Origin of the sequence: Rivibacter subsaxonicus, from assembly GCF_004217215.1 — a bacterium.
GTDB classification, from domain to species: Bacteria; Pseudomonadota; Gammaproteobacteria; order Burkholderiales; family Burkholderiaceae_C; genus Rivibacter; species Rivibacter subsaxonicus.
On the sequence record NZ_SHKP01000004.1, the window covers coordinates 702,758 to 726,940 of the forward strand.

Annotated in this window: 24 protein-coding genes and 1 pseudogene; 11 read left to right on the top strand and 14 right to left on the bottom strand. The window is 70.1% G+C overall.

Annotated elements, in window-relative coordinates; genetic code table 11:
• Positions 1-12: 12 nt before the first annotated feature.
• The 13 genes and pseudogenes from EV670_RS03215 to EV670_RS03275 all read right to left on the bottom strand — a co-directional run.
• Positions 13-147, bottom strand: a pseudogene (locus EV670_RS03215) (ATP-binding protein); the annotation flags it as partial.
• Positions 148-448: 301 nt separating this feature from the next.
• A complete protein-coding gene (gene ppk2 / locus EV670_RS03220) occupies positions 449-1,297 on the bottom strand; it encodes a polyphosphate kinase 2 (RefSeq protein WP_130430358.1) in 849 nt (282 codons plus the stop codon).
• A 35-nt stretch (positions 1,298-1,332) separates the two neighbouring features.
• Positions 1,333-1,668 (bottom strand): hypothetical protein, encoded by a 336-nt coding sequence (locus EV670_RS03225; protein ID WP_130430359.1) that lies wholly within the window; start codon positions 1,666-1,668, stop codon positions 1,333-1,335.
• Positions 1,669-1,728: 60 nt separating this feature from the next.
• A complete protein-coding gene (locus tag EV670_RS03230; RefSeq protein ID WP_130430360.1) occupies positions 1,729-3,351 on the bottom strand; it encodes a SulP family inorganic anion transporter in 1,623 nt (540 codons plus the stop codon).
• A 212-nt stretch (positions 3,352-3,563) separates the two neighbouring features.
• Positions 3,564-4,553 carry an arginine N-succinyltransferase gene (locus tag EV670_RS03235; RefSeq protein WP_165393217.1) on the bottom strand — a complete coding sequence of 330 codons (990 nt, stop codon included), beginning with the start codon at positions 4,551-4,553 and terminating at the stop codon, positions 3,564-3,566.
• Positions 4,550-5,662: an arginine N-succinyltransferase gene (locus EV670_RS03240; RefSeq protein ID WP_130430362.1), complete on the bottom strand. Its 1,113-nt coding sequence runs from the start codon at positions 5,660-5,662 to the stop codon at positions 4,550-4,552. The genes EV670_RS03235 and EV670_RS03240 overlap by 4 nt, the downstream gene beginning before the upstream one ends.
• Complete coding sequence (locus tag EV670_RS03245; protein ID WP_207224989.1) at positions 5,640-6,662, bottom strand: GlxA family transcriptional regulator; 1,023 nt, start codon at positions 6,660-6,662, stop codon at positions 5,640-5,642. The genes EV670_RS03240 and EV670_RS03245 overlap by 23 nt, the downstream gene beginning before the upstream one ends.
• 157 nt (positions 6,663-6,819) lie before the next feature.
• Positions 6,820-7,602 (bottom strand): ABC transporter ATP-binding protein, encoded by a 783-nt coding sequence (locus EV670_RS03250; RefSeq protein ID WP_130430910.1) that lies wholly within the window; start codon positions 7,600-7,602, stop codon positions 6,820-6,822.
• A 41-nt stretch (positions 7,603-7,643) separates the two neighbouring features.
• Positions 7,644-8,783 (bottom strand): succinylglutamate desuccinylase/aspartoacylase family protein, encoded by a 1,140-nt coding sequence (locus tag EV670_RS03255; protein WP_130430363.1) that lies wholly within the window; start codon positions 8,781-8,783, stop codon positions 7,644-7,646.
• Positions 8,784-8,906: 123 nt separating this feature from the next.
• A complete protein-coding gene (locus EV670_RS03260) occupies positions 8,907-9,596 on the bottom strand; it encodes an ABC transporter permease (protein ID WP_130430364.1) in 690 nt (229 codons plus the stop codon).
• 12 nt (positions 9,597-9,608) lie between these two features.
• Positions 9,609-10,295, bottom strand: a complete 687-nt coding sequence (locus EV670_RS03265; protein WP_130430365.1) for an ABC transporter permease — start codon at positions 10,293-10,295, stop codon at positions 9,609-9,611.
• Positions 10,296-10,297: 2 nt separating this feature from the next.
• Positions 10,298-11,119: an ABC transporter substrate-binding protein gene (locus tag EV670_RS03270; RefSeq protein WP_130430366.1), complete on the bottom strand. Its 822-nt coding sequence runs from the start codon at positions 11,117-11,119 to the stop codon at positions 10,298-10,300.
• Between the two features lie 40 nt (positions 11,120-11,159).
• Positions 11,160-12,500 carry a cyanophycinase gene (locus tag EV670_RS03275; RefSeq protein WP_130430367.1) on the bottom strand — a complete coding sequence of 447 codons (1,341 nt, stop codon included), beginning with the start codon at positions 12,498-12,500 and terminating at the stop codon, positions 11,160-11,162.
• Positions 12,501-12,812: 312 nt separating this feature from the next.
• Here EV670_RS03275 and EV670_RS03280 point away from each other — a divergent pair, with 312 nt between their 5' ends.
• Complete coding sequence (locus EV670_RS03280; RefSeq protein ID WP_165393219.1) at positions 12,813-15,509, top strand: TonB-dependent receptor; 2,697 nt, start codon at positions 12,813-12,815, stop codon at positions 15,507-15,509.
• Between the two features lie 104 nt (positions 15,510-15,613).
• On the opposite strand, the gene EV670_RS03285 is transcribed toward EV670_RS03280, so the two are convergent.
• Positions 15,614-16,354, bottom strand: a complete 741-nt coding sequence (locus tag EV670_RS03285) for a sulfurtransferase (RefSeq protein WP_130430369.1) — start codon at positions 16,352-16,354, stop codon at positions 15,614-15,616.
• Positions 16,355-16,466: 112 nt separating this feature from the next.
• On the opposite strand from EV670_RS03285, the gene EV670_RS03290 reads away from it, so the two are divergent.
• The 10 genes from EV670_RS03290 (at position 16,467) to EV670_RS03335 (ending at position 24,163) form a co-directional block, all read left to right on the top strand.
• A complete protein-coding gene (locus tag EV670_RS03290; RefSeq protein ID WP_165393220.1) occupies positions 16,467-17,777 on the top strand; it encodes an alpha/beta hydrolase in 1,311 nt (436 codons plus the stop codon).
• Complete coding sequence (locus tag EV670_RS03295) at positions 17,774-19,063, top strand: alpha/beta hydrolase (protein WP_130430371.1); 1,290 nt, start codon at positions 17,774-17,776, stop codon at positions 19,061-19,063. The genes EV670_RS03290 and EV670_RS03295 overlap by 4 nt, the downstream gene beginning before the upstream one ends.
• Positions 19,060-20,346: an alpha/beta hydrolase gene (locus EV670_RS03300; protein ID WP_130430372.1), complete on the top strand. Its 1,287-nt coding sequence runs from the start codon at positions 19,060-19,062 to the stop codon at positions 20,344-20,346. Before EV670_RS03295 ends, EV670_RS03300 begins: the two co-directional genes overlap by 4 nt.
• Positions 20,347-20,393: 47 nt before the next feature.
• On the top strand, positions 20,394-20,663 hold the full coding sequence (locus EV670_RS03305; protein ID WP_130430373.1) for a hypothetical protein: 270 nt from the start codon (positions 20,394-20,396) through the stop codon (positions 20,661-20,663).
• A gap of 57 nt (positions 20,664-20,720) precedes the next feature.
• Entirely contained in the window at positions 20,721-21,131 is a 411-nt protein-coding gene (locus EV670_RS03310; RefSeq protein ID WP_130430374.1) for a PaaI family thioesterase, read from the top strand.
• 82 nt (positions 21,132-21,213) lie between these two features.
• A complete protein-coding gene (locus EV670_RS03315; protein ID WP_130430375.1) occupies positions 21,214-21,648 on the top strand; it encodes a hypothetical protein in 435 nt (144 codons plus the stop codon).
• Between the two features lies 1 nt (position 21,649).
• Positions 21,650-22,075 carry a YciI family protein gene (locus EV670_RS03320; protein WP_130430376.1) on the top strand — a complete coding sequence of 142 codons (426 nt, stop codon included), beginning with the start codon at positions 21,650-21,652 and terminating at the stop codon, positions 22,073-22,075.
• A 33-nt stretch (positions 22,076-22,108) separates the two neighbouring features.
• Positions 22,109-22,411, top strand: coding sequence for a putative quinol monooxygenase (locus EV670_RS03325; RefSeq protein WP_130430377.1), 303 nt, complete (start codon positions 22,109-22,111; stop codon positions 22,409-22,411).
• A 147-nt stretch (positions 22,412-22,558) separates the two neighbouring features.
• Positions 22,559-23,593 carry a hypothetical protein gene (locus EV670_RS03330; RefSeq protein ID WP_130430378.1) on the top strand — a complete coding sequence of 345 codons (1,035 nt, stop codon included), beginning with the start codon at positions 22,559-22,561 and terminating at the stop codon, positions 23,591-23,593.
• Between the two features lie 78 nt (positions 23,594-23,671).
• Positions 23,672-24,163 (top strand): hypothetical protein, encoded by a 492-nt coding sequence (locus EV670_RS03335; RefSeq protein WP_130430379.1) that lies wholly within the window; start codon positions 23,672-23,674, stop codon positions 24,161-24,163.
• The last annotated feature ends 20 nt before the right edge of the window (positions 24,164-24,183 follow it).

Consider the following 24,183-nt stretch of genomic DNA (forward strand, 5'->3'; position numbering starts at 1 on the left):
GATCCGATGTGTTCCCTGCGCCTTCTCCTGCTCCGGCGCATTGATCAGATTCACCCTCGAACAGCTCCGCACCCGCCGGCCGTGCCGCGTGATGCCGGCCACGCCGATGGCGGTTGCCAGATGCGTCTTGCCCGTGCGGCTGCGGCCCTTGCACTTCTTGACCTTGTCGACCGCGGTCTTCATGCAGCCGTGGATCGGCGGTCAAGTGGCCTTGCAGCTGCGGACGTGCCAATCGACGTGTACGTCGCCCCGCATTCCAGGTCAGCCGACAAGGTCCCTCCCGCAGACAAACCGGGCGACGGACCGCAGCGGCAAGCTATCGAGCTCTACAGCTTGCTACCGGCGCGAGGTCGGCTCAGAGAGGCAGATCGACGTTGTGCAGAGCTGCGCCCGCCCGTGGCGAGCAACGGCCACTTCTCGTGTGCGCGGGCGGGCGCAGGCTCGGCGCTCAGAACGGCTCGGCAATGAAGCGCATCGCACGCTCGCCCTCGGGGTTGCTGCGCGGCGCCTTGCGCCTGGGCAGCACGATCTTCTCGCGCGGCGGCATCCTGTAGTCGATGCTGCCGAGGATGTGGTGGATGATGTTCAGTCGCGCCCGCCGCTTGTCGTCGGAGTGCACCGCGAGCCACGGCGCCCATTCGCTGTCGCTGGCCTTGAACATGTCGTCGCGGGCGCGCGTGTAGTCGTCCCAGCGACCGTAGGACTTCAGGTCCATCGGCGACAGCTTCCAGAGCTTGCGGCCGTCCTCGATGCGGTCCTTGAGCCGGCGGGTCTGCTCCTCGGGGCCGACCTCGAGCCAGAACTTGAGCAGGATGACGCCCGACTTGACGATCGCCCGCTCCACCGGGGAGACGGTGTCGAGGAAGCCGCGGAGCTGCTCGTCGGTGCAGAAGCCCATGACCCGCTCGACGCCGGCGCGGTTGTACCAGCTGCGATCGAAGATCACGACCTCGCCGGCCGCCGGCAGGTGCCCGAGGTAGCGCTGGATGTACATCTGGCTCTTCTCGCGCTCGCTGGGGGCGGGCAGGGCCACGACGCGGAACACGCGCGGGCTGACCCGATCGGTCAGCGCCTTGATGGTGCCGCCCTTGCCGGCGCCATCGCGACCCTCGAACACGATGCAGACCTTGAGGCCCTTGTACAGGACCCACTCCTGCAGCTTGACGAGTTCGACGTGCAACTCCTTGAGTGCCTTGTCGTAGTCCCTGCGTGACAGTGGCTCACGCGCGGTGCCCGCAGTTGCGGCCACCGCGTCGGCTTCGACGCGCTCGCCCTTCTTGCGCTTGTCGGTCTTCATGGCTGTGTTCCTTCGTGTTGTCGAGCCGCGAGGGCTCAGGTTCTGGCTGATCCGCCCAGGCGGCCGCCGATGCGCTCGCGCAGCCGGTCCAGCGTGTCGCTGACCACGCGCAGCGCGTCCTCCTCGCCCAGCGCCACGACGGCCTTGGCCTGCGACGAGTAATGCATCATCAGCAGCGCGCGCAGCTTGGCGAAGGTCTCGGGCTTGTTCCTGCCGCAGACCGTGCTGTCGTTGTGCAGCACGCGCTCGACCACGCCGGGATCGAGCAGCTTCACGTCGCACATCGTCGCCAGCTGGACGATCTGCAGATCGATCTCCTCGAAGTGCTTGGACCAGCGCTTCTCGATGTGATCGTGGCCTTCGTCGGACATGGTGCTTGCTCCTTCGGGGTGGAGGGGCCCGCCGTCGCGGGCATCGGGAAGCGGGCGGCTTCAGAGTCCGCGCGCACGCAGGATCGTCGCGACCGAGGCATTGGCCTCGAACGAACCGAAATGGGCTTCGAGCCCGGCCGCGCGCAGATTGGCGCGGACCGGGCCATGGATGTCGGCCAGCATGAACTCGATGTTGCGCCGCGCCAGTTCGCCGCGCAGGTGCAGCAGGGTCTCGGCGCCGGCCAGGTCCACCACGCCACCGGTGGACAGGCTCCAGATCGCCAGCTTCACCGGTGCCGGCTCCTGCGCCAGCAGTTCGAGGAAGCGCTCGCGCTGGAACTCGCAGTTGAAGTAGAGCAGGGAGGCGTCGGGGCGGAACACGAAGACGCCGGCGATGCGCTCGTTCTCCGGATTGGCCTCGACGTCGCCGAACAGGTCGGTGCCGGGCACGCGCCCCAGCACCGCCACATGCGGCGTCGAGGCCCGGCGCAGCAGGATCACCAGCGAGATCAGCGCGCCGATCATCACGCCGCGCAGCAGGCCGGAGCCGAGCACGCCGGCGAGCGCGGCGACGGCGATCAGGAACTCGCCGCGATCGACGCGCCACAGCCGCAGCATGTCCTCGAGCTTGAACAGCCCGGCCACCGCGACCAGCACGATCGCCGCCAGCACCGGCTGCGGCAGGTTGCGCAGCAGGTCCGAGAAGAACAGCACCACGACCAGCACGATCAGCGCCGCGACCAGGCCCGACAGCGGCGTGCGCGCGCCGCCGCTCTCGTTGACCAGCGACTGCGACATGCCGCCCGCGACCGCAAAGCCCTGGCCGAGCCCGGCGCCGAGGTTGGCCGCGGCCAGGCCGAGGAACTCCTGGTTGGCGTCGAGCCGGTAGCCATGCTTGAGCGCGAAGGTGCGGCCGATGGCGACGGTCTCGACCGCCGCGAGCATGAAGCAGGCGACGGCCAGCGGCAGCAGCTCGTTGAGGTCGCTCCAGTGCACCGCCGGCAGCCCGATCGGCGGCAGGCCCTGCGGGATCGCGCCGAGCAGCTTGACGCCGTGCGCGCCGGCGTCGATCAGGCCGGCCGCGACCACGCCGGCCACCACCACCACCAGCGCCACCGGCCGGTTGGGCAGCCAGCGCTTGCCGGCCAGCAGCAGGGCCAGGGCCGCCACCCCCATCGCCAGCGCGGTGGGATTGGTCTGTCCCAGGTGCGAGAAGAAGCTGCCGATGCGCTCCCAGAAGCTGCCATGCCCGCCGCCGAAGCCGAACAGCTTCGGCAACTGGGTGCTGGCGATGAAGAGCGCGACGCCGGTCTTGAAGCCGATCATCACCGTCTCGGAGATGAAGTTCACCAGCGCACCGGCGCGCACCCACCAGGCCAGGAAGGCGAGCAGCGCGACGATCAGCGCGGTGGCGGCGGCCAGCGCGCCAAAGCGCGAGGCGTCGCCCTCGGCCAGGGTGCCGAGGGAGGTGCCGACCAGGATCGAGATCGCCGACGTGACGGTGATCGCGGTGTGGCGCGAGCCGCAGAACAGCCAGAACAGCAGGCCCGAGAACAGGCAGGCATAGAGGCCGGCTTCGGGTGGCAGGTTGGCCAGCGAGGCGTCGCCCAGGCCGGCCGGCAGCAGGTAGGCGGCCAGCGTGATGCCGGCCACCAGGTCCGCGCGCACCGAGCCGGCCGGCATGGCCGGCAGCCAGCCGGCAACCGGCAACCAGCGTGCCAGGCCGGAGGTGGCCGTCGCGGCGGGTGCTGCCGTCGACTCTGAAGGTGCTTCGGGGCGCAGGCCGGAGTTCAGGCTTGTTCTCCTTGCGTCGTGGGCCGATTCTGATGGGGGTCAGGATCGATCACCTTGTGACAGCGCAAACATGCCTGCTTCGCGCCGAAGCGGTGGCGGGGCTAACCCGGGGGCTGCGAGCGTCCCGTCACCCGCACCCGGGCGCCGCTGGCGAGGCCCAGATGCCCGGCATCCTCCTTGCCGACCAACAGGCGACCGGCCGCCAGCACCGCGCGCAGCCGCAGCGCCCGCGGTTGAGCGCCAGTCGCCAGCACCGTGTGCGACACCGCCTCGGCCGCCGCCACCGCGTCAGCCACGACCAACTCCACATTGAGGCTGGTGCCGATGCTGCGCAGGTCGTCCGGCACCGCTTCCAGCACCGGCCCGGCGTCGACCACGTCGACATGGTGGCCGTAGCGGAAGCCCTCGTGCTCGAGCACGTCCACCAGCGGCCGTGCGCTCGAGTGCGGCTGGGCGATCGCGGCCTGCGCCGCGGCCGGCAGGAACGAGGCATAGAGCGGGTGCCGTGGCATCAGCGGCGCGACGCGACCCTTCCAAGCACGACCCTCGGTGCTCAGCGCCTGGCTCGGGTCGCCGCCGTAGAAGTGGTGCCCGAGGCCCTGCCAGAACGGCGAGCCGCCGCCGGCGTCGCGCACGCCGGGAAGTGCGAGCACCAGCGAGTGGGCGTAGCTCGCGCGATGCTCGGCGATCCACAGCAGCAAGGTCTGCAGCAGCAGGTTGAGCGCGCGCGCCTGCTCGGGTAGCGCGATGTCCTGCGTCTCCAGCGCCACGTCGCACAACTCGCTGGCGCCGGTGTAGTCGTTGCTCAGGAACAGCGTGCGCTGGCGATGGAACAGCCGCAGCTCGCGCGCCGCGTGCACGACGCAACCGACGTGATAGAAGAAGCGCGGCGCGTCGAGGCCGAGTGCGGCAGCCAGGCGCGCGGTGGCCAGCACGCGGCCGCCGGGCTGGTCTTCGACCAGCCAGACCACGTCGGCCACGCTGCCCTGGTGGGCCGGGGCGCGGTCGGTTCGTTCGGAGAGCGGGCCGCGGGCGAGCAGATCCTGCAGGGCGGCGCCGTCGCTGGCCAGGGCCGGGCGGGCAAGCATCATGATGAGGACCCTCCGAGGTCGATTCGAGGCGGCGACAGGGGCGCCCATTGCAGCGTCGCGCCCTTGACGCGGACCAGCGTGGCGGCGGCTGCCGGCGCCAGGTCGATCGCGCCAGGCGCGCTGCGCGCGATCGGCGCCAGCGTTGCGCGAAAGTCCTCGCCGCCGCCGTTGGCCAGCAAGGCCCAGCCCGCGCCGGGCCTGCCGGCACTCTGCAGCGGCACCTCGATCAGGCCCGCGATGCGCGCCGCGCCGAGGTGGCGCACCGTGCGCAGCATCTCGAAACGCGCCTCCGCCGTGGGGCCGCCGTCGAAGATGTCAATGTAGCTGTCGGCGTCGAAGCCCTCGTCGATCAGGATCGAGAACGGCAGCTCGCTGACCGGGTGCAACTGGCCGATCGCCAGCTGCGCGGCCTCGGGCAGCAGCGGTACGTAGATCGGTGCCTGCGGCATCAGCTCGGCGATGAAGGCCTTGCTGCGGCCGCCGGTGAGGCGCTCGGCGGCCGGGTAGTCCATGTCGAAGAAGCGCCGCCCGACCGCGTCCCAGAAGGCACAGCGGCCCTGCTCGTCGGACAGGCCCGGGCTCTCGGCGGCGATGCGGTCGGCAAAGCGCTCGCGGTGCGCCGCGATGTAGAGCAGGCGCGCGCGCGACAGCAGCTGCGGCCAGGCCGTGGCCTCGAGCGCGGGGTCGATCCAGAACGAGGTCAGCAGCGTCACGCCGGTGAGGTCGTGGCACAGGTGCAGCGTGTGGGTCTTGTTGACGATGCCGAGTTCGGGGCTGGCTTGGACCAGGAACTCGTTGCGATAGCTGTAGAAGCGGTCGTGGAAGCCGGCGCTGGCGGCAATGCCGCTCGAGCCAACCACGCCGCCGTCGCGCGTGTCGACCAGCACGAAGAGGTAGGTCTCCTCGCCGCTGGCCTCGTCCTCGCTGGCGAACGAGAAGGCGCTGCGCTCGAGCTTGTCGAGCAGCTGCGCGCTGTCGCTGGGCAGCGAGTTGATGCCGATCGCGCGCGCGGCGGCAATGCGCTCGAGCGCGGCCAGGTCGCCGGGGCCGGCGGGGCGCAGCACGTAGCGCGCGGCTTCGCTTGCTTCAGGATGCAGTCGTGCGCTCATCGGGAGCGTCCTCCTCTTGATTCGTGGTGCTCAGCACCTGGGCCGCGGCACGCCCGCTGCGCTGCTCGCGTGGCGTGATGCCGAAGTTGTTGCGGTAGGCGCTCGAGAAATGCGGCCCGCTCGAGAAGCCGCAGGAGAGGCCGATCTGCAGGATCGACTGGCTGGTCTGCTGCAGCAGACGGCGCGCATGGTTCAGCCGCAGCTCGAGGTAGTAGCGCGAGGGCAGCGCGTCGAGGTGCTGCTTGAACAGCCGCTCGAGCTGGCGCCGCGAGACGCCCACGAGTTGCGCGATCTCCTCGGTCGGCAGCGGCTCGCCGAGGTTGGCCTCCATCAGCGAGACGGCTTCGGCGAGCTTGGGCTGGCCGCCGCCGATGCGCGCGGCCAGCGGCACGCGCTGGCGTTCGCCGGCGCCGCGCAGGCGTTCCAGGCCGAGTTGGCTGGCGAGTGACTGAGCCAGGGCTTCGCCATGGCGCTCCTGCAGCCAGGCGAGCAACGCGTCGATCACCGCAGTGCCTCCGCCGCAGGTGATGCGCCGCTCGCCGAGCTCGAACAGGTGGTCGCTGACCACGATGCGCGCGAAGCGCTGGCCGAAGATCGCGGTGTAGGGCCAGTGGACCGTGGCGCGCTGGCCGTCGAGCAGCCCGGCTCGCGCCAGCAGCCAGGCAGCGGTGCCGACGCCACCGATGACGGCGCCGCCGGCGGCCTGTTGGTTCAGCGCGTCGAGCACCGCCTCGAAACCGTTCTCGGGCAGTGGCGTGTCGGCCAGCACCAGCAACAGGTCGAGCTGCTGGCCGCGCAGCAGTTGCGCGACGGTGCCTTCGCTCACCATCGCCGCGCCGCCGACGCCGACCACGAACTCGCCCTCGATCGCGAAGAGCCGCGTGCGGTAGAGCGGCATGTCGAGCTCGTCGTTGGCGTGGTTGAGCACGTCGAGCACCGCGCCGGCGGCGAGCATCGACGCGCGCGGCAGCATCAGGACGCCAACGAGTTGCTGCCTCATGATGCGCGGCGGCCGCAGCAGCGCGATTGAGCGCCTCAGCGCCCGACTGTGGAACGAAACGGGCCGGTCGGCAGCCAGCGCGGATCCGGCTTCGCCAGTCCGTCAGCGCCGCGAATCCTGCGCGTGGCAGAGGGCCGCAGGCCGCTTCCGGGGCGGGTCACTTCAAGCCGCCCGAGAGGAACTGCTGCAGCCGCTCGCTGCGCGGACGCGACAACACCTCGCGCGGGTCGCCCTGTTCCTCGATGCGGCCCTGGTGCAGGAAGATCGTGTGGTTGCTGACCTCGCGCGCGAAGCCCATCTCGTGCGTCACGACCACCATCGTGCGGCCCTCGGCGGCCAGGTCACGCATCACCTTGAGCACTTCGCCGACCAGCTCCGGGTCGAGCGCCGAGGTCGGTTCGTCGAACAGCATCACCTCGGGATCCATCGCCAGCGCGCGTGCGATCGCGACCCGCTGCTGCTCGCCGCCGGACAGGTGGGCCGGGTACATCGACTTGCGATGGGAAACACCGACCCGCGCCAACAGGGCTTCGGCGCGCTCCACGGCCTCGGCCTTGCTCTTGCCGAGCACATGCACCGGCGCCTCGATCACGTTCTCGAGAACGTTCATGTGGCCCCAGAGGTTGAAGCCCTGGAAGACCATCGCCAGCCGCGCGCGCCAGCGCTGTAGCTGCTTCGCATCGGCAGCCTTGAGGCTGCCGTCGCGGTCGGGCACCAGCGCCAGCGTCTCGTCGCCCATGGCCAGCGTGCCCGCATTGGGCTGTTCGAGCAGGTTGAGGCAGCGCAGCAAGGTGCTCTTGCCGGAGCCGGAGGAACCGACCAGCGTGATCACGTCACCGCGCTGCGCGCTGAGCGAGACGCCGCGCAGTACCTCGTGCTTGCCGTAGCGCTTGTGCAGGTCGGTAGCGGCGAGTTGGGGCGGGCTCGTGTGGACCGTCATCGCGACGCTCGAAGAAGGGTGGGCGACAGGGGCCAGCATGATCAGGCGCTCAGCAGCTTGCCGGTACGGGTGGCCAGCGTGCCGGCGACCTTGGCCAGGCGCATGCCGGCCACCGCGAAGCGGCGATTCTCGCGCGCGTAGAGCACGCCGTCGGTGGCGCTGGTCAGCGGGGTCACGGTGGCGCTGATCGGGTCGATCACCTCGGCCACCGTCTCGCCGCGCGCGACCCAGTCGCCGGGTGCCTTGTGCCAGGCGATCACACCGCTGACCGGGCTGGTGACTGGCTCCGAGCCGGCCAGCGGCGTGGGCTCGCGCCTGAGCGGTGGCAGCGGGGTGCGCAGGCCGTCGATCACGCGGCGGTGGGTCAGGAAGTCGAGCAGTGCCTGAGCGTCGGAGGCCGCCTGGGCGTGGCTCACGTCGGCCTCGCCGCGCAGTTCGACGGTGGCGGCAAGGCAGGCTGGCGGCACCGGGCGGGCCCGGCCGTCGGCCGCGGTGAGCGTGCCGGCACGCGCGGCGATCTCCCACCAGAGTTGCGAGCAGGCCTCGTCGAAGGGCTGGTCGCCGGAGTCGGCGGCGAGCAAGCTGACCTCGGCGCCAAGGCAGCGTGCCAGTGCCTCGGCCTGTGGCCAGAGCGCGGTGCCGGTGTAGAGATGCAGCACCGCCTCGTGGTCGCAATGCAGGTCGAGCACGATCTCGGCATCACAGGCCAGCGCCAGCAGGGTGCGGCGCATCGACTGCAGCTCGGTCGCGGCCGGCAAGCGCACGACGCAGGCGCGCAGCGCCGCGCGGATGCGCTGCACGTTGACCTCGGCATCGCTGCCGAGCAGCGCGCCGGCCTCGGCCCAAACCGCATCGCCCAGGCTCGGGTAGTGGCGGTTGAAGTTCTCGCCGGTCTGCAGGTCGAAGCGGCCGGCGGCACCGCCGAGCACGCGCTGCGACAGCCCGAGCGGATTGGCCACCGGCACGACGACGACCTCGCCGCGCAGCGCGCCCTTGGCTTCGAGCGCGGCCAGGCGCTCGCGCAGGTGGTGCGCGACCAGCATGCCGGGCAGCTCGTCGGCATGCAGCGAGGCCTGGATGTAGACCTTCGGCCCGGTGTCCGGCGTGCCGTAGTGAAAGCTGACCAGCTCGCGGTGCGTGCCGAGGGACTGGGACAGCAGGGGATGGCGGTGGATTTGCATGGATTGCTGGCGGAGCGAGTGCGAGGTGCGGTGAGTCGTGGGGTCAGCGCCGGGCGCCGGGCCGTCCCAAGGCTGGCATGGCCCCCTCGGGGGGGCAGCGAACGAAGTGAGCGTGGCGGTCCTTCAAGCGCGCGGGCGCAGATGCACGAGCAGTCGCTTCTCGGCGGCGTGGAGCAGGCTGACCATCGTCAGCGTGATGACGAGGTAGAGCAGGCCGGCGGTGATGAATGCCTCGAAGGGCAGGTAGTGGCGGGCGTTGACGTCGCGCGCGACGCCGGTGATGTCCAGCAGCGTGACGACGCTGGCGAGCGAGGTGGCCTGCAGCATCATCACCGCCTCGTTGCCGTAGGCCGGCAGCGCGCGGCGCAGCGCCGCCGGCAGCAACACCCGGCGCAGCATCAGCCCGCGCGACATGCCCATCGCGCGCGCGGCCTCGATCTCGCCATGCGGCGTGGCCTTGAGTGCGCCGGCGATGATCTCGGTGGTGTAGGCGCAGGTGTTGATCGCGAAGGCGGCGATCGCGCAGAAGCTTGCCGACTGCAGCCAGGGCCAGAGCGCACTCGCGCGCACCCACTCGAACTGGGCCAAGCCGTAGTAGATGATGAACAGCTGCACCAGCATCGGCGTGCCGCGGATCACGTAGGTGAACAGCCAGACCGGGCCGTGCACCCAGCGCTGCGGCATCACGCGCAGCACCGCCAGCGGCAGCGCGAGCAGCCCGCCGATCAGCAGCGACAGCGCCAGCAGCCGCAGCGTGGTCAGCACGCCGGTGGCGTACAGCGGCAGGCTCTCCAGGATCACGTCGAAGTTCATCGGCGGCCGCGCTCAGAAGTTGCCGTGGCGCACGCCGACCGAACTGCGGCGGCGCAGCGCCGCGAAGCCGAGTTCGGAGACGGTGGTGATGGCGAGGTACATCAGCCCGACCGCGGCGAAGAACAGGAAAGGCTCGCGCGTGCTGGCGGCGGCCTGGCCGGCGCGGGTCATCATGTCGTTGAGGCCGATCACCGAGACGATCGCGGTGCTCTTGACCAGCACCAGCCAGTTGTTCGACAGCGCCGGCAGCGCGTGGCGCAGCATCTGCGGCAGCTCGATGCGGCGCAGCACTTGGCCGCGGCTCATACCGTAGGCCAGGCCCGCCTCGCGCTGTCCGCCCGGCAGCGCGAGGAAGGCGCCGCGGAAGGTCTCGGTCAGGTAGGCGCCGTAGATGAAGCCGATCGTCAGCACGCCGGCAACAAAGGGGTCGATGTCGATGTAGTCGGCGCCGAGCTGCTCGCCGATCCGGTTGACCAGCAGCTGGCCGCCGTAGAACACCAGCAGCATCAGCACCAAGTCGGGGATGCCGCGGATCAGCGTGGTGTAGAGCCCGGCGATGCGCTGCGCGATGCGCGAGCGCGACAGCTTGGCGAGCGCGCCGACCAGGCCCAGCGTGCAGGCCAGCAGCAGCGACAGCAGCGCGACCGCGAGGCTGAGGCCCGCTCCCTCCAGGATCGAGCCCAGGTAGCCGTGAAGCATGCTCAGGGCTTCCCGTCCAGGATGCCCAGCTTCGGATCGCCGTAGACGTCGAAGGCGAAGTACCTGTCCTGGATCTTCTTGTAGCTGCCGTCGGCGCGGATCGCGCGCAGCGCGTCGTTGAACTGCGCGAGCAGCGCGGTGTCGGACTTGCGCAGCGCGATGCCGGCGCCGATGCCGAAGTACTTCGGGTCGTCGTAGACCGGTCCGGTGAAGCTGAAGGCCTTGCCTTGCGGCGTCTTCAGGAAGCCGACGTCGATCGCCACCGAGTCGGCCAGCACCGCGTCGATGCGGCCCGCGGCCAGGTCGAGGAAGACCTCGTCCTGCTTGCCGTAGCGCGCGATCTCGGCGCTCTTGAAGGTGTCGGTGGCGTAGCGGTCGTGGATCGTCGAGCGCTGCACGCCGATGCGCTTGCCCTTGAGGCCCTCGGGCGTGACGTCGAGCCTGGTGCCGGTCTTGACCACCAGCCGCGCCGGTGTCTGGTAGTACTTGTTGCTGAAGGCCACCGCCTTCTGGCGTTCGGGCGTGATCGACATCGAGGCGATCACGGCGTCGAACTTGCGCGCCTGCAGCGAGGGGATCATCGCGTCGAAGGTGCCCTGAACCAGCGTGCACTCGACCTTCATCTGCGCGCACAGGGCATTGGCGATGTCGATGTCGAAGCCCTTGAGCTTGCCATCTGGCCCGACCTCGGAGAACGGCGGGTAGCCGCCCTCGACGCCGATGCGCAGCTTCCTGGCCGGCGCGTCGGCGGCAAGAAGGGTCTGGCCGCCGACGGCCAGCAGCAGGGCGGCCAGGGCAGTGGGGAGCAGGTGGCGTCGTTGCATGGCGGGTTCGCGCGGGTTGGGATGGGCCTGGGGTTGCGGCTCAACGGCCGGCCGCCGCCAGCGGGCGGAACAGCGGCTTGGCCATCTCCACCGGCGTGACGTCGAGGTAGAGGTTGACCGCGGTGTAGTCCTCGCCGCCGAAGGCGCCGGTGAACCAGCCGCGGCTGTCGGGGCCGCGGTAGAGGCGGAACTCGAAGCCCAGCGTGGCGCGTGCCTCGGGCGGCTGCGCCGGCGCGCCGGGGCGCAGCGCGCGGCCGTCGAAGGCCAGGCCGAAGGCCTCGCTCTCGCGGTTGTCGATCAGGTTGCCCATCGCGTTGACGATGGTGTTGTCGCCGAGCATGTCGCCATAGAAGGGCGCGCGCGGGAAGTAGGGCTTGAAGGCGGCCGAGTTGGGGTCGATCGCCGCGTCGCGCTGCTTGATCTCGCTCGGCGTCGTGGTGCCGGTGCCCAGGTCGTGGCGGTCGCCACGGTCGAGGTAGGTCAGGCGCACGCCCTTGAGGTTGAAGGCGCCGAGCGATGCGTCGTGGCTGGCGCCGCGCAGGTCGACCAGCAGCGCGCCCTTGGCGCCGATCGCCTCGATCTGCGAGCCGCGCACGATCGCGCCCGAGTTCTCCTCGACGCCGAGGCCGAGCTTGAAGCCCTCCTGCCACATCACCGGCAGCAGGCGGCCGATGCGGCCGCGCTTGAGGAAATGCTGGTCGACGAACAGCTCGTCGCCGACGAAGCCAAGGCCGCGGTCGATCTCCTTGCCCATGCGGGCGCCGAACTTGAGCACGGCGAGACTGTCCTGCGCGTCGCGGAACATCGTGCGGCTCATCACGGCCGCGCCCGCGCTGCTGCCGGCGACGATGCCGCCGCGCGCCTTGAGCGCCCGGATCGCGTCGAGCAGCGGCGTGCTCTGGCCGCCCGGCTGCAACGCGTCGACGATGCGCTCCTGCGCGCCGCCGGCGAAGTAGACGCCGGCGGCCTGCGCCACCTCGGCCACCAGCGCCGGGTCGCGCACCGCGCGCGCCACTTCGGTCCCGGGCCAGCGCGGCGACACCGGCAGCACCGTCGCCTTGGCGCCGGCCTGCTCGAGCGTCTGCGCGATGCGCTCGCCGGCGCGTTGCGGCGAGTCGCCGGCGGTGGGAAGCACGAGCCAGCGTGCGCCGGGGCCGCCGCTGAGCTGCACCAGGCGCGCCCAGACCTCGGCGTTGTCGAACTTGAGCGCGCCGCCGATCGGCACCACGATGCCCGGCTGCGAGGTCGCCGTTGCACTGCCTTGCGCGCGGGCGCCGGTGCCCAGCGCGCCACCGAGCGCGCCGGCGGCAAGCCGGAAGGCGCCGCGGCGGGTCAGGCGCGGCAGGGTGTCGATGTCGTCTCGATGATTCACAACCTGCATCTTGGCATTGCCGCGGGGCGGCGTCTGCGTCACCACGGCAATTCATAAGCGCATGTCGCATTGCTGCAAGGCCGTGACGGCGATGTGACGCGTGCTTTCAGTTTTGCGACGGAAGCTGTCGGCATTGCGACGGTCGCGTATTTGCAATCTGGCGGTGGCCGGATGTTTCCACGCAGACTGCCTCCCATGCCTGGATTGCGTGCGCTCCGGGTGTCCGCCGCGGCCCAGCCACGGCGGACCGGTCAGGTCCATTTCCGAGTGAACTTTCTCACGCCGCGTTACCGGCATCACAACTCAAGGGCTCCCCAAGACATGAACACCGTGCGTCACAAGAATCCGGCGACCTTCCGCCGCACCGCCGCAGCCGGCGCGGTCGCCGTGCTGGCCGCCAGCCTGGGGCTGCCCGCGCTTGCGCAGGACTCCCAGCAGCAGCTCGAACGCGTGGAGATCACCGGGTCGAGCATCAAGCGCATCGAAGGCGAGACCGCGCTGCCGGTGACCGTCATCGGCCGCGACCTGATCGACAAGGCCGGCGTGACGACCGCCGCCGAGCTGCTGACCAAGGTCAGCGCCAGCGCCGCCAACCTCACCGACGGCGCCAGCTTCAGCGACATTTCGGGCCAGCGCGGCTTCAACGGCGCCAACCTGCGCGGCATCGGCGTCTCGAGCACGCTGGTGCTGCTCAACGGTCGCCGTGTCGCCAACTTCGCTTCACCCGGCGGCGCCAGCGGCGTCGACCTGAACTCGATCCCGGCCGCCGCGATCCAGCGCGTCGAAGTGCTGCGTGACGGCGCCTCGGCCATCTACGGCACCGACGCCATCGGCGGCGTCATCAACTTCATCACGCGGCAGGACTACCAGGGCGTCGACCTCTACGCCTACTACGGCGACACCCAGCACGGCGGTGCCGACAAGACCATCGTCACGGCATCGGGCGGCGTCGGCGACATCAACAAGGATGGCTACAACCTGTTCGCGGTGCTCGAGGCCTCGCGCACCGGTGCGCTGCGTTCCTCGCAGCGCGACTGGATCGGCTCGGTGTATCAGCCCGACATCAACCTCGATGTCGGCAGCTCGAACACCTTCCCGGCGAACGTTCGCAGGGTTAGGGTCAACGCGGACGGCAGCACAACCGCCACCGGCGGCCGCTTCAACCCGAGCGCGCCGGGCTGCAACCCGCCGGCCAACATCTACGAGCCGGGCAGCTTCGTCGGCCCCAACGCCTGCCTGTTCGACTACATGCAGGACACCGAGATCTTCCCGAAGCAGGAGAAGCTCTCGCTGCTCAGCCGTGGCGAGTTCAAGCTGGGCGACGACCACACGCTGTTCGGCGAGGTGCTGCTGAGCAGCACCGAGTCGACCTACCGCATCAGCGCGCTGACGATCACCAACCTCGACTACCCGGCGACCGGCCAGCACTATCCGACCGGCGTGATCCCGGGCTACACCGGCGCGCTGCGCGTGGGCATGCGCCTGAGCGAGGCGGGTGGCCGAACCAACGAGGTCGACGCGCGCACCGGCCGCTTCGTCGTCGGCGCCAAGGGCACGCTGGCCGACTGGGACTACAACACCGCGCTCAACTACAGCGAGAGCCGCGTCACCGATGCCTACATCGATGGCTACGTCCAGACCGACACCTTCAACGCCGCCTTCGCCACCGGCACGATCAATCCCTTCGGCCCGTCGACCCAGGCCGGCCTCGAACTGCTGAACTCCACCAAGATCCGCGACGATGCCCGCAAGAGCAAGGGCTCGACGACCTCCTTCGACGTGCGGGCCTCGCGCGAGCTGTTCCAGATGGACGGCGGCTCGGCGGCACTGGCGCTGGGCTTCGAGTCGCGCCGCGAGGATCTAGAGTTCCGCCCGTCGGAGCTGCTGGCCGCCGGCCAGATCCGCGGCGACGGCGCGGCGCAGGCCTTCGACGGCAGCCGCACGGTCAATGCCGTCTTTGCCGAGCTGAACCTGCCGGTGCTCAAGTCGCTCGAGGCCCAGCTCGCGCTGCGCCACGACCGCTACAGCGATGTCGGCGGCACCACCAACCCGAAGGTGGGCCTGCGCTGGGCGCCGGCCAAGGAAGTGGTCGTGCGCGGCTCGTTCGGTACCGGCTTCCGGGCGCCGACGCTGGCCGACCTCTACACCCCGGCGCGCCTGGGCCAGACCAACGGCATCTACGACGACTTCTACTGCGCACAGGCGGTGGCGATCGACCCGGGTCTCGAGCCCGACTACTGCGGCCTGCAGCCCGACAAGCAGGTCGGTGGCTCCACTGACCTGAAGCCCGAGGAGAGCAAGCAGTTCTCGGCCGGCTTCGTGTTCGAGCCCAACTCGATGTTCACCGGTTCGCTGGACTACTGGAACATCAGCAAGACCAACACCATCGTCTCGCCCGAAGGCCTGTACTTCAGCGACCCGGTCAGGTACGCGCAGTACATCACCCGCGGCCCCGAGATCGTCCCGGGCCTGCCGGGCCCGATCGTCGAGATCGACGGCCGCCTGCGCAACGCCGGTGCGCTCAAGACCTCGGGCATCGACCTCGGCCTCGAGCTGCGCGGCATCGCCACCGAGTACGCCAGGCTCGGCGCCTTCCTCAACGGCACCTACGTGCTCGACTACAAGACGCAGGACTTCGAGGGCGCGGAGTACGTCAATGGCGTCGGCCGATTTGCCGGCGACCAGGTCGTGCAGCGCTGGCGCCACACGCTCGGCTTGACGGTCGATGCCGGCCCGTTCAGCGCGGCGGCGATCCAGACCTTCTACGCGGGCTACACCGACCAGAACCCGATGCCCGACGGCTCCGACCGCAAGGTGCCGTCGTACCAGCTGTGGGACCTGAGCGGCAGCTACCAGGCGAGCAAGGCACTGAAGTTCCGCGCCGGGATCAAGAACATCTTCGACAAGAACCCGCCGGCCTCGAACCAGGTCTACTTCTTCCTCGCCGGCTTCGACCCGAGCTACACCGACGTTCGCGGTCGCTTCTTCTACGGCAGCGTGCAGTACAGCTTCCGCTGAGCGACAAGAGATCCTGGAGGGATGGGCCCGCACCGGCGATGCCGGCGCAGGCTCCTGTTGTCAGCCCCGCGACCTCAGGGACGCGGGGCTTTTTTTCGTGCTGCCTATTCGCGCGGCGCCAGCCCCGGATCGAGCGCGATGCGCTCGTCGAAGACGAAGCAGTCGCCGTCGAAGTGCCGATGCCCGACCAGCTCGAAGTACTTCAGGATCCCGCCGTCCAGTTGCAGCGTGTGCTCGAGCCCCTGCTCCCGCATCAGCAGTGCCGCCTTCTCGCAGCGGATGCCGCCGGTGCAGTAACTCACCACGGTCTTGCCCTGCAGCTCTTCGGCATGCGCCGCGAGCGCGGCCGGGAACTCGCTGAACTTCGCGATACCCCAGTCGATCGCGCCGGCAAAACGGCCGGCCTCGAGCTCGAAGGCGTTGCGGGTGTCGAGCATCAGCACCTCGCGACCGGCGTCGTCACGGCCGGCATCGAGCCAGCGTGCCAGCGTGGGCGCATCGATCGCCGGTGCGCGCCCGGCCTGCGGCTGCACGGTCGGGTGGTTCATGCGGATGATCTCGCGCTTGAGCTTGACCTTGAGCCGGGCAAAGGGAGGTGCCTCGCTCCAGCTCTCCTTGGCCTCGAGATCGGCCAGCCGCGCATCGCTGCGCAGCTCGTCGGCGACGAAGCCGCGCACCGCCGCCGGCGCGCCGGCCAGGAACAGGTTGATGCCTTCCTCGGCCACCAGGATCGTGCCCTTGAGGCCTTGCGCCAGCGCCTGCGCGAGCCAGCGCTCGCGCAGCGCGGCGGCATCGGGCAGGGCCACGAACTTGTAGGCGGCGACGTTGAGCACGGCTTCGGACATGCGCCGATTCTAGAAAGTGCCGCAGCGGCCGCCGGCGCGCGGGGGCGTCGGCCACCGATCTGACCGTATGCTTGTCGACTGCGGCGATCGAAGCGAAGCACCCACCTCGAAGATGAAGCCAGCCAGCACCTCTGCCGAACTCAGAAGCCCGGTCGTCCTGGCGGCGTTGCTGTCGATGCTGTTGCCACTGGCGGGCCTGCTGGCCGGCTGCGAGACGCCGGTGCGGCTGATGCCGACCCCGGTGGCCTTCAAGAACGGGGAGGTCGATCCCTTCGAGAAGGTCGGGCCACAGCTGCAGGGCACCGACGTGCCGGTGCTCTACACCACCAACCGCGGCGTGCTGGTCGAGCGGCCCGAGCCGGTGCACACGATCGTGGCCACCGACACGCTGCGCATGGGCGTGGCCCATGTGCGCATCGGCGACGGCACGCTCGACTGGGAGACGCTGCACCGCCTGTCGACCACCGCCGATGCCGACGAGCGCCCGGTGGTCGAACTGCAGCGCCTGGACCAGCTCGCGGTGCTCGGCGCCGGCGACGACCCGGCCAGGATGCCCGAGGTGCTCGACTTCTTCAGGCTGATCGACCAGACCATCGCCGCCAGTCCGAGCACCGAGCTGCTGGTCTACGTGCACGGCTCCAACAACACGGTGCCGCGGGCGGCGGCGCAGGCGGCGCAGTTCCGTCACTTCACCGGGCGGCGGATGGTAGTGCTCACCTACATCTGGCCCTCGGCCGGCTCGCTGGTGCGCTACTTCACCGATGTCGGCAACGCGGCCGCGACGGTCGAGCCCTTCGCCCGCTTCATCGGCCTGCTGGCCGAGCACACCCGGGCCAGCAAGATCGACATCCTCAGCTACAGCGCCGGCGCCCAGGTGCTGAGCCCGGCGCTGGTGAAGCTGGCGCAGGCCCGCCCGGGCGAGAGCCGGGCGCAGTTGCGCGAGCGCCGGCGCATCGGCCAGATCTACTTCGCGGCGCCCGACATCGACACCCGGCGCGCCGTAGATGATCTGAATGCCTATGTCGACATCACCGAGCGCGTCAGCATCGCCGCCAACCTCAACGACTCGGTGCTGGTGTTCGCGCAGGTCGCCAACCGCGCCTCGCGCGCCGGGCGGCCGAACCCGACCGAGCTGAGCAGCGAGCAGTCGCAGTTCCTCGTCGATGCTTCGCAGCGGCTCGGCTTCGACCTCATCAAGGTCGATCCGAACGACATCCCGAACCTGCCCAAGCGCTCGCACGACTTCTGGTTCGCCGATCCCTGGGTCAGCAGCGACGTGCTGGCGCAGTTCCTGCAAAACGCAGCACCACCCGGGCGCGGACTGGAGCCACGGGCCACCGATGGCGGCGCCCGCTACTGGACCTTCCCGCAGGATTTCTACGAGCGCGTGCGTCGCCTGCTCAACCCGGCCGCGAAGCCATGATGAAGAACAAGGCATCCCTCCTCGTCCTGTGCCTGCTCGCCGCGCTGCTGGCCGGCTGCCAGACGCCCGTGCGGCTGATGCCGACGCCGGTGAAGTTCACGACCGGCGAGATCGACCCCTTCCAAAGTGGCGGCCCGCTGGCGCAGGGTAACGAGGTGCCGGTGCTCTACGCCACCAACCGCGGTCTGCTGATCGACGTGCCGCAGCCGATCTACACGATCTTTCCGAGCGAGCGGCTGCGCATGGGCGTGGCCCATGTGCGCATCGGTGACGAGAAGCTCAGCTGGGAGGAACTGCACGCGCTGTCCACCAGCGCCGACGCTGGCGAACGCCCGATCGTCAAGCTCGAGAAGCTCGAGCCGATGGCCACCCTCGGCCCCGACGACAAGGTCAAGACCACGCCCGAGGCGCAGGCCTTCTTCGCGTACGTCAACAAGGCGCTCGCCGCGAGCCCGAACAGCGAGCTCGTGGTCTACGTGCACGGCGCCAACAACGTGGTGCCGCGCGCTGCCGCGCAGGCCTCGCAGTTCCGCCACTTCACCGGCCGCCGGATGGTGGTGCTGAGCTTCATCTGGCCCTCGGCGGGCAGCTTCCTGAGCTACGCCACCGACGTGCGCAACGCGGCCGCCTCGGCGGCACCCTTCGCACGGCTGATGGAACTGCTGGCCGAGAACACCAAGGCCAGCCAGATCGACGTGCTGGCCTACAGCGCCGGGGCCCAGGTCGCGAGTCCCGGGCTGGCGCTGCTCGGCGTCGCGCGCGACGGCGAATCCCGCGTCGCGCTCAGGCAGCGGCTGCGCCTCGGGCAGGTCTACTTCGCGGCGCCCGACGTCGACACCCGTGCCTTCGTCGAAGACCTGCGCGGCTATGCCGACGTGGCAGCCCGCGTCAGCGTCGCGGCCAACCTCAACGACTCGGTGCTGGTGTTCGCGCGCATCGCCGGCGGTGCCTCGCGCGCCGGCCGGCCCAACCCGACCGAGCTGAGCGAGTCGCAGACGCGTTTCCTGATCGATGCCACCAAGACGCTCGACTTCGACCTGCTCAAGGTCGACCCCAACGACATTCCCGGCCTGCCGCGTCGCTCGCACACCTTCTGGTACGACGACCCCTGGGTCAGCAGCGACGTGGTCGCGCGTTTCCTGTTCAACGCCTCGCCCGCGCAGCGCGGGCTGGAGGCGCAGGCCGGCTCCGAAGGCCTGCGCTACTGGACCTTTCCGCCCGACTTCGACCGCCGCGTCATCGACCTGGTGCGTCGCATCGCGCCACCGCAAAAAGGAGCCGAATGAGAGTCAGCCGCTCGATGTTTCGCCCCGCCGCGGCACTGCTGATGGCGCTGATGCTCGGCCTGCTCGCCGGCTGCCAGCGGCCGGTGGTGCTGATGCCGACGCCGCTGGTGTTTGCCAGCGGCGAGGTCGATCCCTTTGCCGACACCCGCGACGAACTGCGCACGCCCGACCTGCCGGTGTTCTACGCCACCAACCGCGAGGTGCTGGTGCAGTATCCGCTGCCGGTGCACACCATCTTCCCGAGCCCGACGCTGCGCTTCGGCATGGCTCATTTCGACGTCGGCGAGCCCGGTTTCACCTGGGACCAGCTTCATGCGCTCTCCACCAGCGCCAAGGAGGGCGATCGCCCCGCGCTGCGCCTGCGCCGGCTCGACCAGCTGGCCGAGCTCGGGCCGAGCGACAACGCGGCCGAGTCGCGCCAGATGCAGGCCTTCTTTGCGCTGGTGAACCGGGCGCTTGCCAACAGTCCGGTGCACGAGATCGTGGTCTACGTGCACGGCGCCAACAACGCGATGCACCGCGGCACCGGCCAGGCGGCGCAGTTCCGGCACTTCGCCGGCCGCAACGTGGTGGTGCTCAGCTTCGTCTGGCCCTCGGCCGAGCGACTGCGAACCTATGGCATGGACCTGCGCCACGCGCACGAATCGCAGCCCCAGTTCGCGCGGCTGATCACGATGCTGGGCGAGAACACCACCGCCAAGAAGATCGACGTGATGGCCTACAGCGCCGGCGCCACCGTCGCCACCGGCGGACTGGCGCTGCTCGGCACGCCGCGCCCCGGCGAGAGCCGCGAGCAGCTGAAAGAGCGGCTGCGCCTGGGCGTGGTCTATTACGCCGCGCCCGACGCCGACACGCGCGGCTTCGTCAGCGACCTCGAGCGCTACGCCGATCTTGCCGACCGCGTGACCGTCACCGCCAACATGGGCGACGCCACGCTGCGCCTGGCGCAGCGCCACCAGGGCTCCTCGCGCATCGGCCGGCCCGACCCGACCGAGCTGAACGAGGAGCAGGCTCGATTCCTGATCGACGCCTCCGAGCGCATGGGCTTCGACCTCATCAAGCTCGACCCCGTCGTGCTGCCCGGCCTGCGGCGCATGGCCCACACCTACTGGCAGACAGACACCTGGATCAGCAGCGACATGTTCACGCTGTTCCGCTACCACGGCGACCCTGCCGCGCGCGGCCTGGTGCCGGTCACGCTGCCGGGCGGCGGCAGGTTCTGGGAGTTCCCGAAGGACTATGACCAGAGGATCGTGGGGTTGATGAAGGGGGTGGAGAGGTGAGCGGCGTGCGTTGTCGAGTCGAGTTCGGGCCGTCCTTGGATGCCAGGATGCAAGCGAACGCAAAGACAGTCGCCGATATCGCAGGTCCGTGGATCGGTGAAGCGAGTACGGGGTTGCTTGAACGCTGCAAGGTTCATTGGAACGTTCCAATCGCCCAGCTTTCTGACCTGATGATCGCCACTTTCTTGAGCCAAGGTGTCGCCACTGACGAGATGCTTGGAGAAGCGAAATATCGTCTGGCAAGCAGGCCGCGAGATGACACTGAGCACTTCGACGGGCAGCTTGAAGAGGCCGTTCGTCGTGCTGATGGCAGCTAGTAGCGAAGTCAGCCGGACGCCAGGCTGTGGAGCAACCCGCCCAAGCGAGGAACGTCCATGTACGACATTGCCACTCTCCAGCAGCTTCTCGCCCCAATCTTCCCCGGCCTGATGGGCGTCCGCCTCCTCAGCCTCGCGCCCGAGCACGTGGTCGCTGAGTTGCCGGTCCGCGCCGACCTCTGCACCGCCGGCGGCATCGCCCATGGCGGCGCGCTGATGGCCTTTGCCGACACGCTCGGCGCGGTCGGCACCGTGCTCAATCTCGGCGCCGGCAAGCGCACCACGACCACCGACTCGAGCACCAAGTTCATCGGCGCGGCGCGCGTCGGCACGGTGCTCACCGGCGACTGCGTCGCGCTGCACCGCGGCCGCACGACAATGGTCTGGCAGACATCGATCAGCACCGCCGACGGCAAGCTCTGCGCGGTGGTCACGCAGACGCAACTGGTGCTGGACGGCGGCGCCTGAGTCGGCGCACCGGTGGCGGCCGACCGGCCGCACCGCGCGGCCGCCGCCGACAAGGATGATCATTGCAGCCAAGGAGAAGCGCATGCCAGCCTGGCTTCGGTACTCGGTGGCGCTGGTGGCCGGCGCGGTGATCGCGGTCGCGGTGGTGTCGGCCGTGCAGGCTCTTGGCCACTGGGTCCATCCGCTCCCGGCCGGCCTGGACACCTCGGACCCGGAGCAACTGCGCGCCTACGCGCTGGAGGCGCCGGTGGCCGCGCTGCTGTTCGTCCTCGCGTCCTGGGTCGCGGGCAGCTTCGTTGGTGCGCTGGTCGCGGCGGTGCTGGCGCGCACGCGGCCGGTGCTGTTCGCGGTGATCATCGGCCTGCTGATGCTGGCCGCCACGCTCGCCACGCTGACGGCGATTCCGCATCCGTTGTGGTTTGCGGTGACGAGCCTGGTTGCCGTGCCGCTGGCGGCGCTGGCGGCGGGGTGGGCCGCTTCGGCCTGGCGCGCACGAACAACGAACGCGGGAGACTGACATGCCCGATCGAAGGTCCGCGCTGAGCGCGTCGCTGCCGCTGCTGCTGGCGGCGCTGGCGGGGGCCGACGCCGCGGCGCAGCCGGCATCCGCGCCGGCGCCGGCCAGCAGGCCCGACGACCGCCGCCTGTTCGCCGTCGAGATCCGCACCGGCCCGGCCTGGGATGCGGCGAAGCCGCCAGGCGAGCAGGCTCATTTCCGCGAGCACTCGACCAATCTGCGGCGCCTGCGCGAGCAGGGCAGCCTGTTGCTCGGCGCGCGCTACGCCGACAAGGGCCTGGTCGTGCTGGCGGCGGCGTCGGAGCAGGAGGCACGCGCCATGCTCGAGCAGGACCCGGCGATCCAGAACCGGGTGTTCGGCTACGAGTTGCATCCCTTCGCCGTGTTCTACGGCGGCTGCGTGGAGTCGGGCCGGCCGCGCGGCTGAGACGAAGCTGCGTTCCATCAACGGAGACGGATGATGATCCTGGTGACCGGCAGCTTGGTTGCACGCGAGGGCGGCTTCGAACAGGCGCTGGCGTTGAGCCTGGAGCATGTGCGCCGTTCGCGTCTGGAGCCGGGCTGCCTGGCGCATGCGGTGCACATCGATGCCGAAGACGCCTCGCGGCTGGTGTTCGTCGAGCAATGGGCCGACCCGCCCGCGCTGAAGGCGCACTTCGCGCTGCCGGCCTCGCGCGCCTTTGCCAGGGCGATCGCCGCGCTCGCGGTGGGCGAGCCGCAGCTCTCGGTCTTCGACGCCACGAGCATCGACGCCCGGATCTGAGGCGCACGCAAGCGGGGCCGGTCGCTCCACGCCGAGCAAGTGGGTCTGGGGCGAAAGCCAGCGGCGCCGGGTTCCGCAATTGCCGGGAGACGGGCAGGGACCTCGGCACTATGGTTGGCGGGCGCACCCTGCGCGATGGAGGCCCGCATGCCGCGTCCTTACGCCGCCACCCTTTCCGCGCTGCTCGCGGCCCTTGCGCTGGGCCGGGCCGGTCGCCGCCTCCGGGCCGAGGCATCGGCCGAGGCCGAGAAGCTGCGGCGCGAGGCCCTGCTCAAGGAGTATGGCGAGGTCTGCAGCAACTTCAGGCTGCTGACCGACATCCGATTCAAGCTGCTCGCCTTGCTGCCGGTTGCCACGGCGGTGGCGGTGGCGACGAGCCACCAGGCCGGTGGGCTGATCGCCGTCGCGGTCTCGCTGTTCGGGTTGGCGGTGACGATCGGGCTGGTCGTCTACAACGCTCGCAACGACCAGCTCTACATCGAGCTCGTCGGCCGCGCCGCGGCCATCGAGCGCAGCCTCGGCCTGCCCGACGGCGCCTTTGCCAACCGGCCGCGCGCATGGCTGCGCATCGAGCTGCCGCTGATGCGTTGGAAGATCGAGCATGGCACCGGCATCGCGCTGATCTACAAGGCATCGATCGCACTGTGGCTGTTCGGCGTGCTGGCGCCGCTGCTCGAGCTGGCGCGCGTGGCACTGCTGCGCGCGCGTTGGCCGGGGCTCGACCCGACGGCTCCGGCGAACTGGGTCGAGCCCTCGGCGGTGCCGCAACTGGTGGCGTTCGCGCTGGCGGTGCTGCTGACATGGCGCGTCGCGGCCCGTGTGAATGCGCAGCGCAAGAGCAGGCAGGACCGCATGCGCGACAGCGCCCGCTCCGCCGTCGAGACGGCCGCGGCAATGGACTGGACCGACATTGCAGACAGCCCCACGCTGTTGCGCGATTGCGTCGACCTCACCGGAGCCGACTCGAGCGACGAACTGGAGGCACGCGCGCGCTTCTACGCCGGCCTCGGCGCAGCTGCGGTCGACCACTACGCGCCACGCGAGTTGCCGCTCGACATGCCGACCTCCGACCCGGCGCTACGACTGGCGGCCTATCGCATCGCGCTGCTGACCGACCTTCCGCCACGCTGGCTGCTCGACTGCGCGAGCGAGCGCAGGTTGCCGTCCGCGCCACCCGGCTGAGAGCGAGCGGCTCTGTACCCGGGCCGATGCGCTACCGTTCGGGCGCCATCCCCAATCGTTGTCGAAGGAGTCTTGCCGATGCGCCGGTTGCCGATTGCCCTGCTGTTCGTGGTCGCCGCGACCCAAGCCGCGCCGCCTTCGCGCTTCCTTTGCAGCGCCGACGAGGAAGTGGTCTTCGGCTGCACGCTTGGGCGGCGCATGGTCTCGCTGTGCGCCAGTCCCGGCCCGGCGCCGCAGAAGCTGCAGTACCGCACCGGCATGCCCGGCAAGCTGGAACTGGTGGTCCCGCCGGCGCCGGAGCCCGCGGCCGGAACCTTCATCCACAGCAGCACGGGCTACTCGGGCGGCGGCGAGGCGCGGCTGCGCTTTCGCAACGGCAACTGGGACTACTGGCTGTTCGATCGCACGCTGCGTGGCGAGCAGGGCCCGGTCTTCAGCAGCGGTGTCGTGGTGCGCCGCACCGGCCAGCGCCACGGCAAGGAGCTGAAGTGCGTGGAGGAGGCGGGCTTTGGCGCCTTCGACGGCGAGCGCTTCGAGCGCGAGGACTTCGACTTCGACCTGCTTCGGTGACTTCCTTGGCGGTCGGTCGT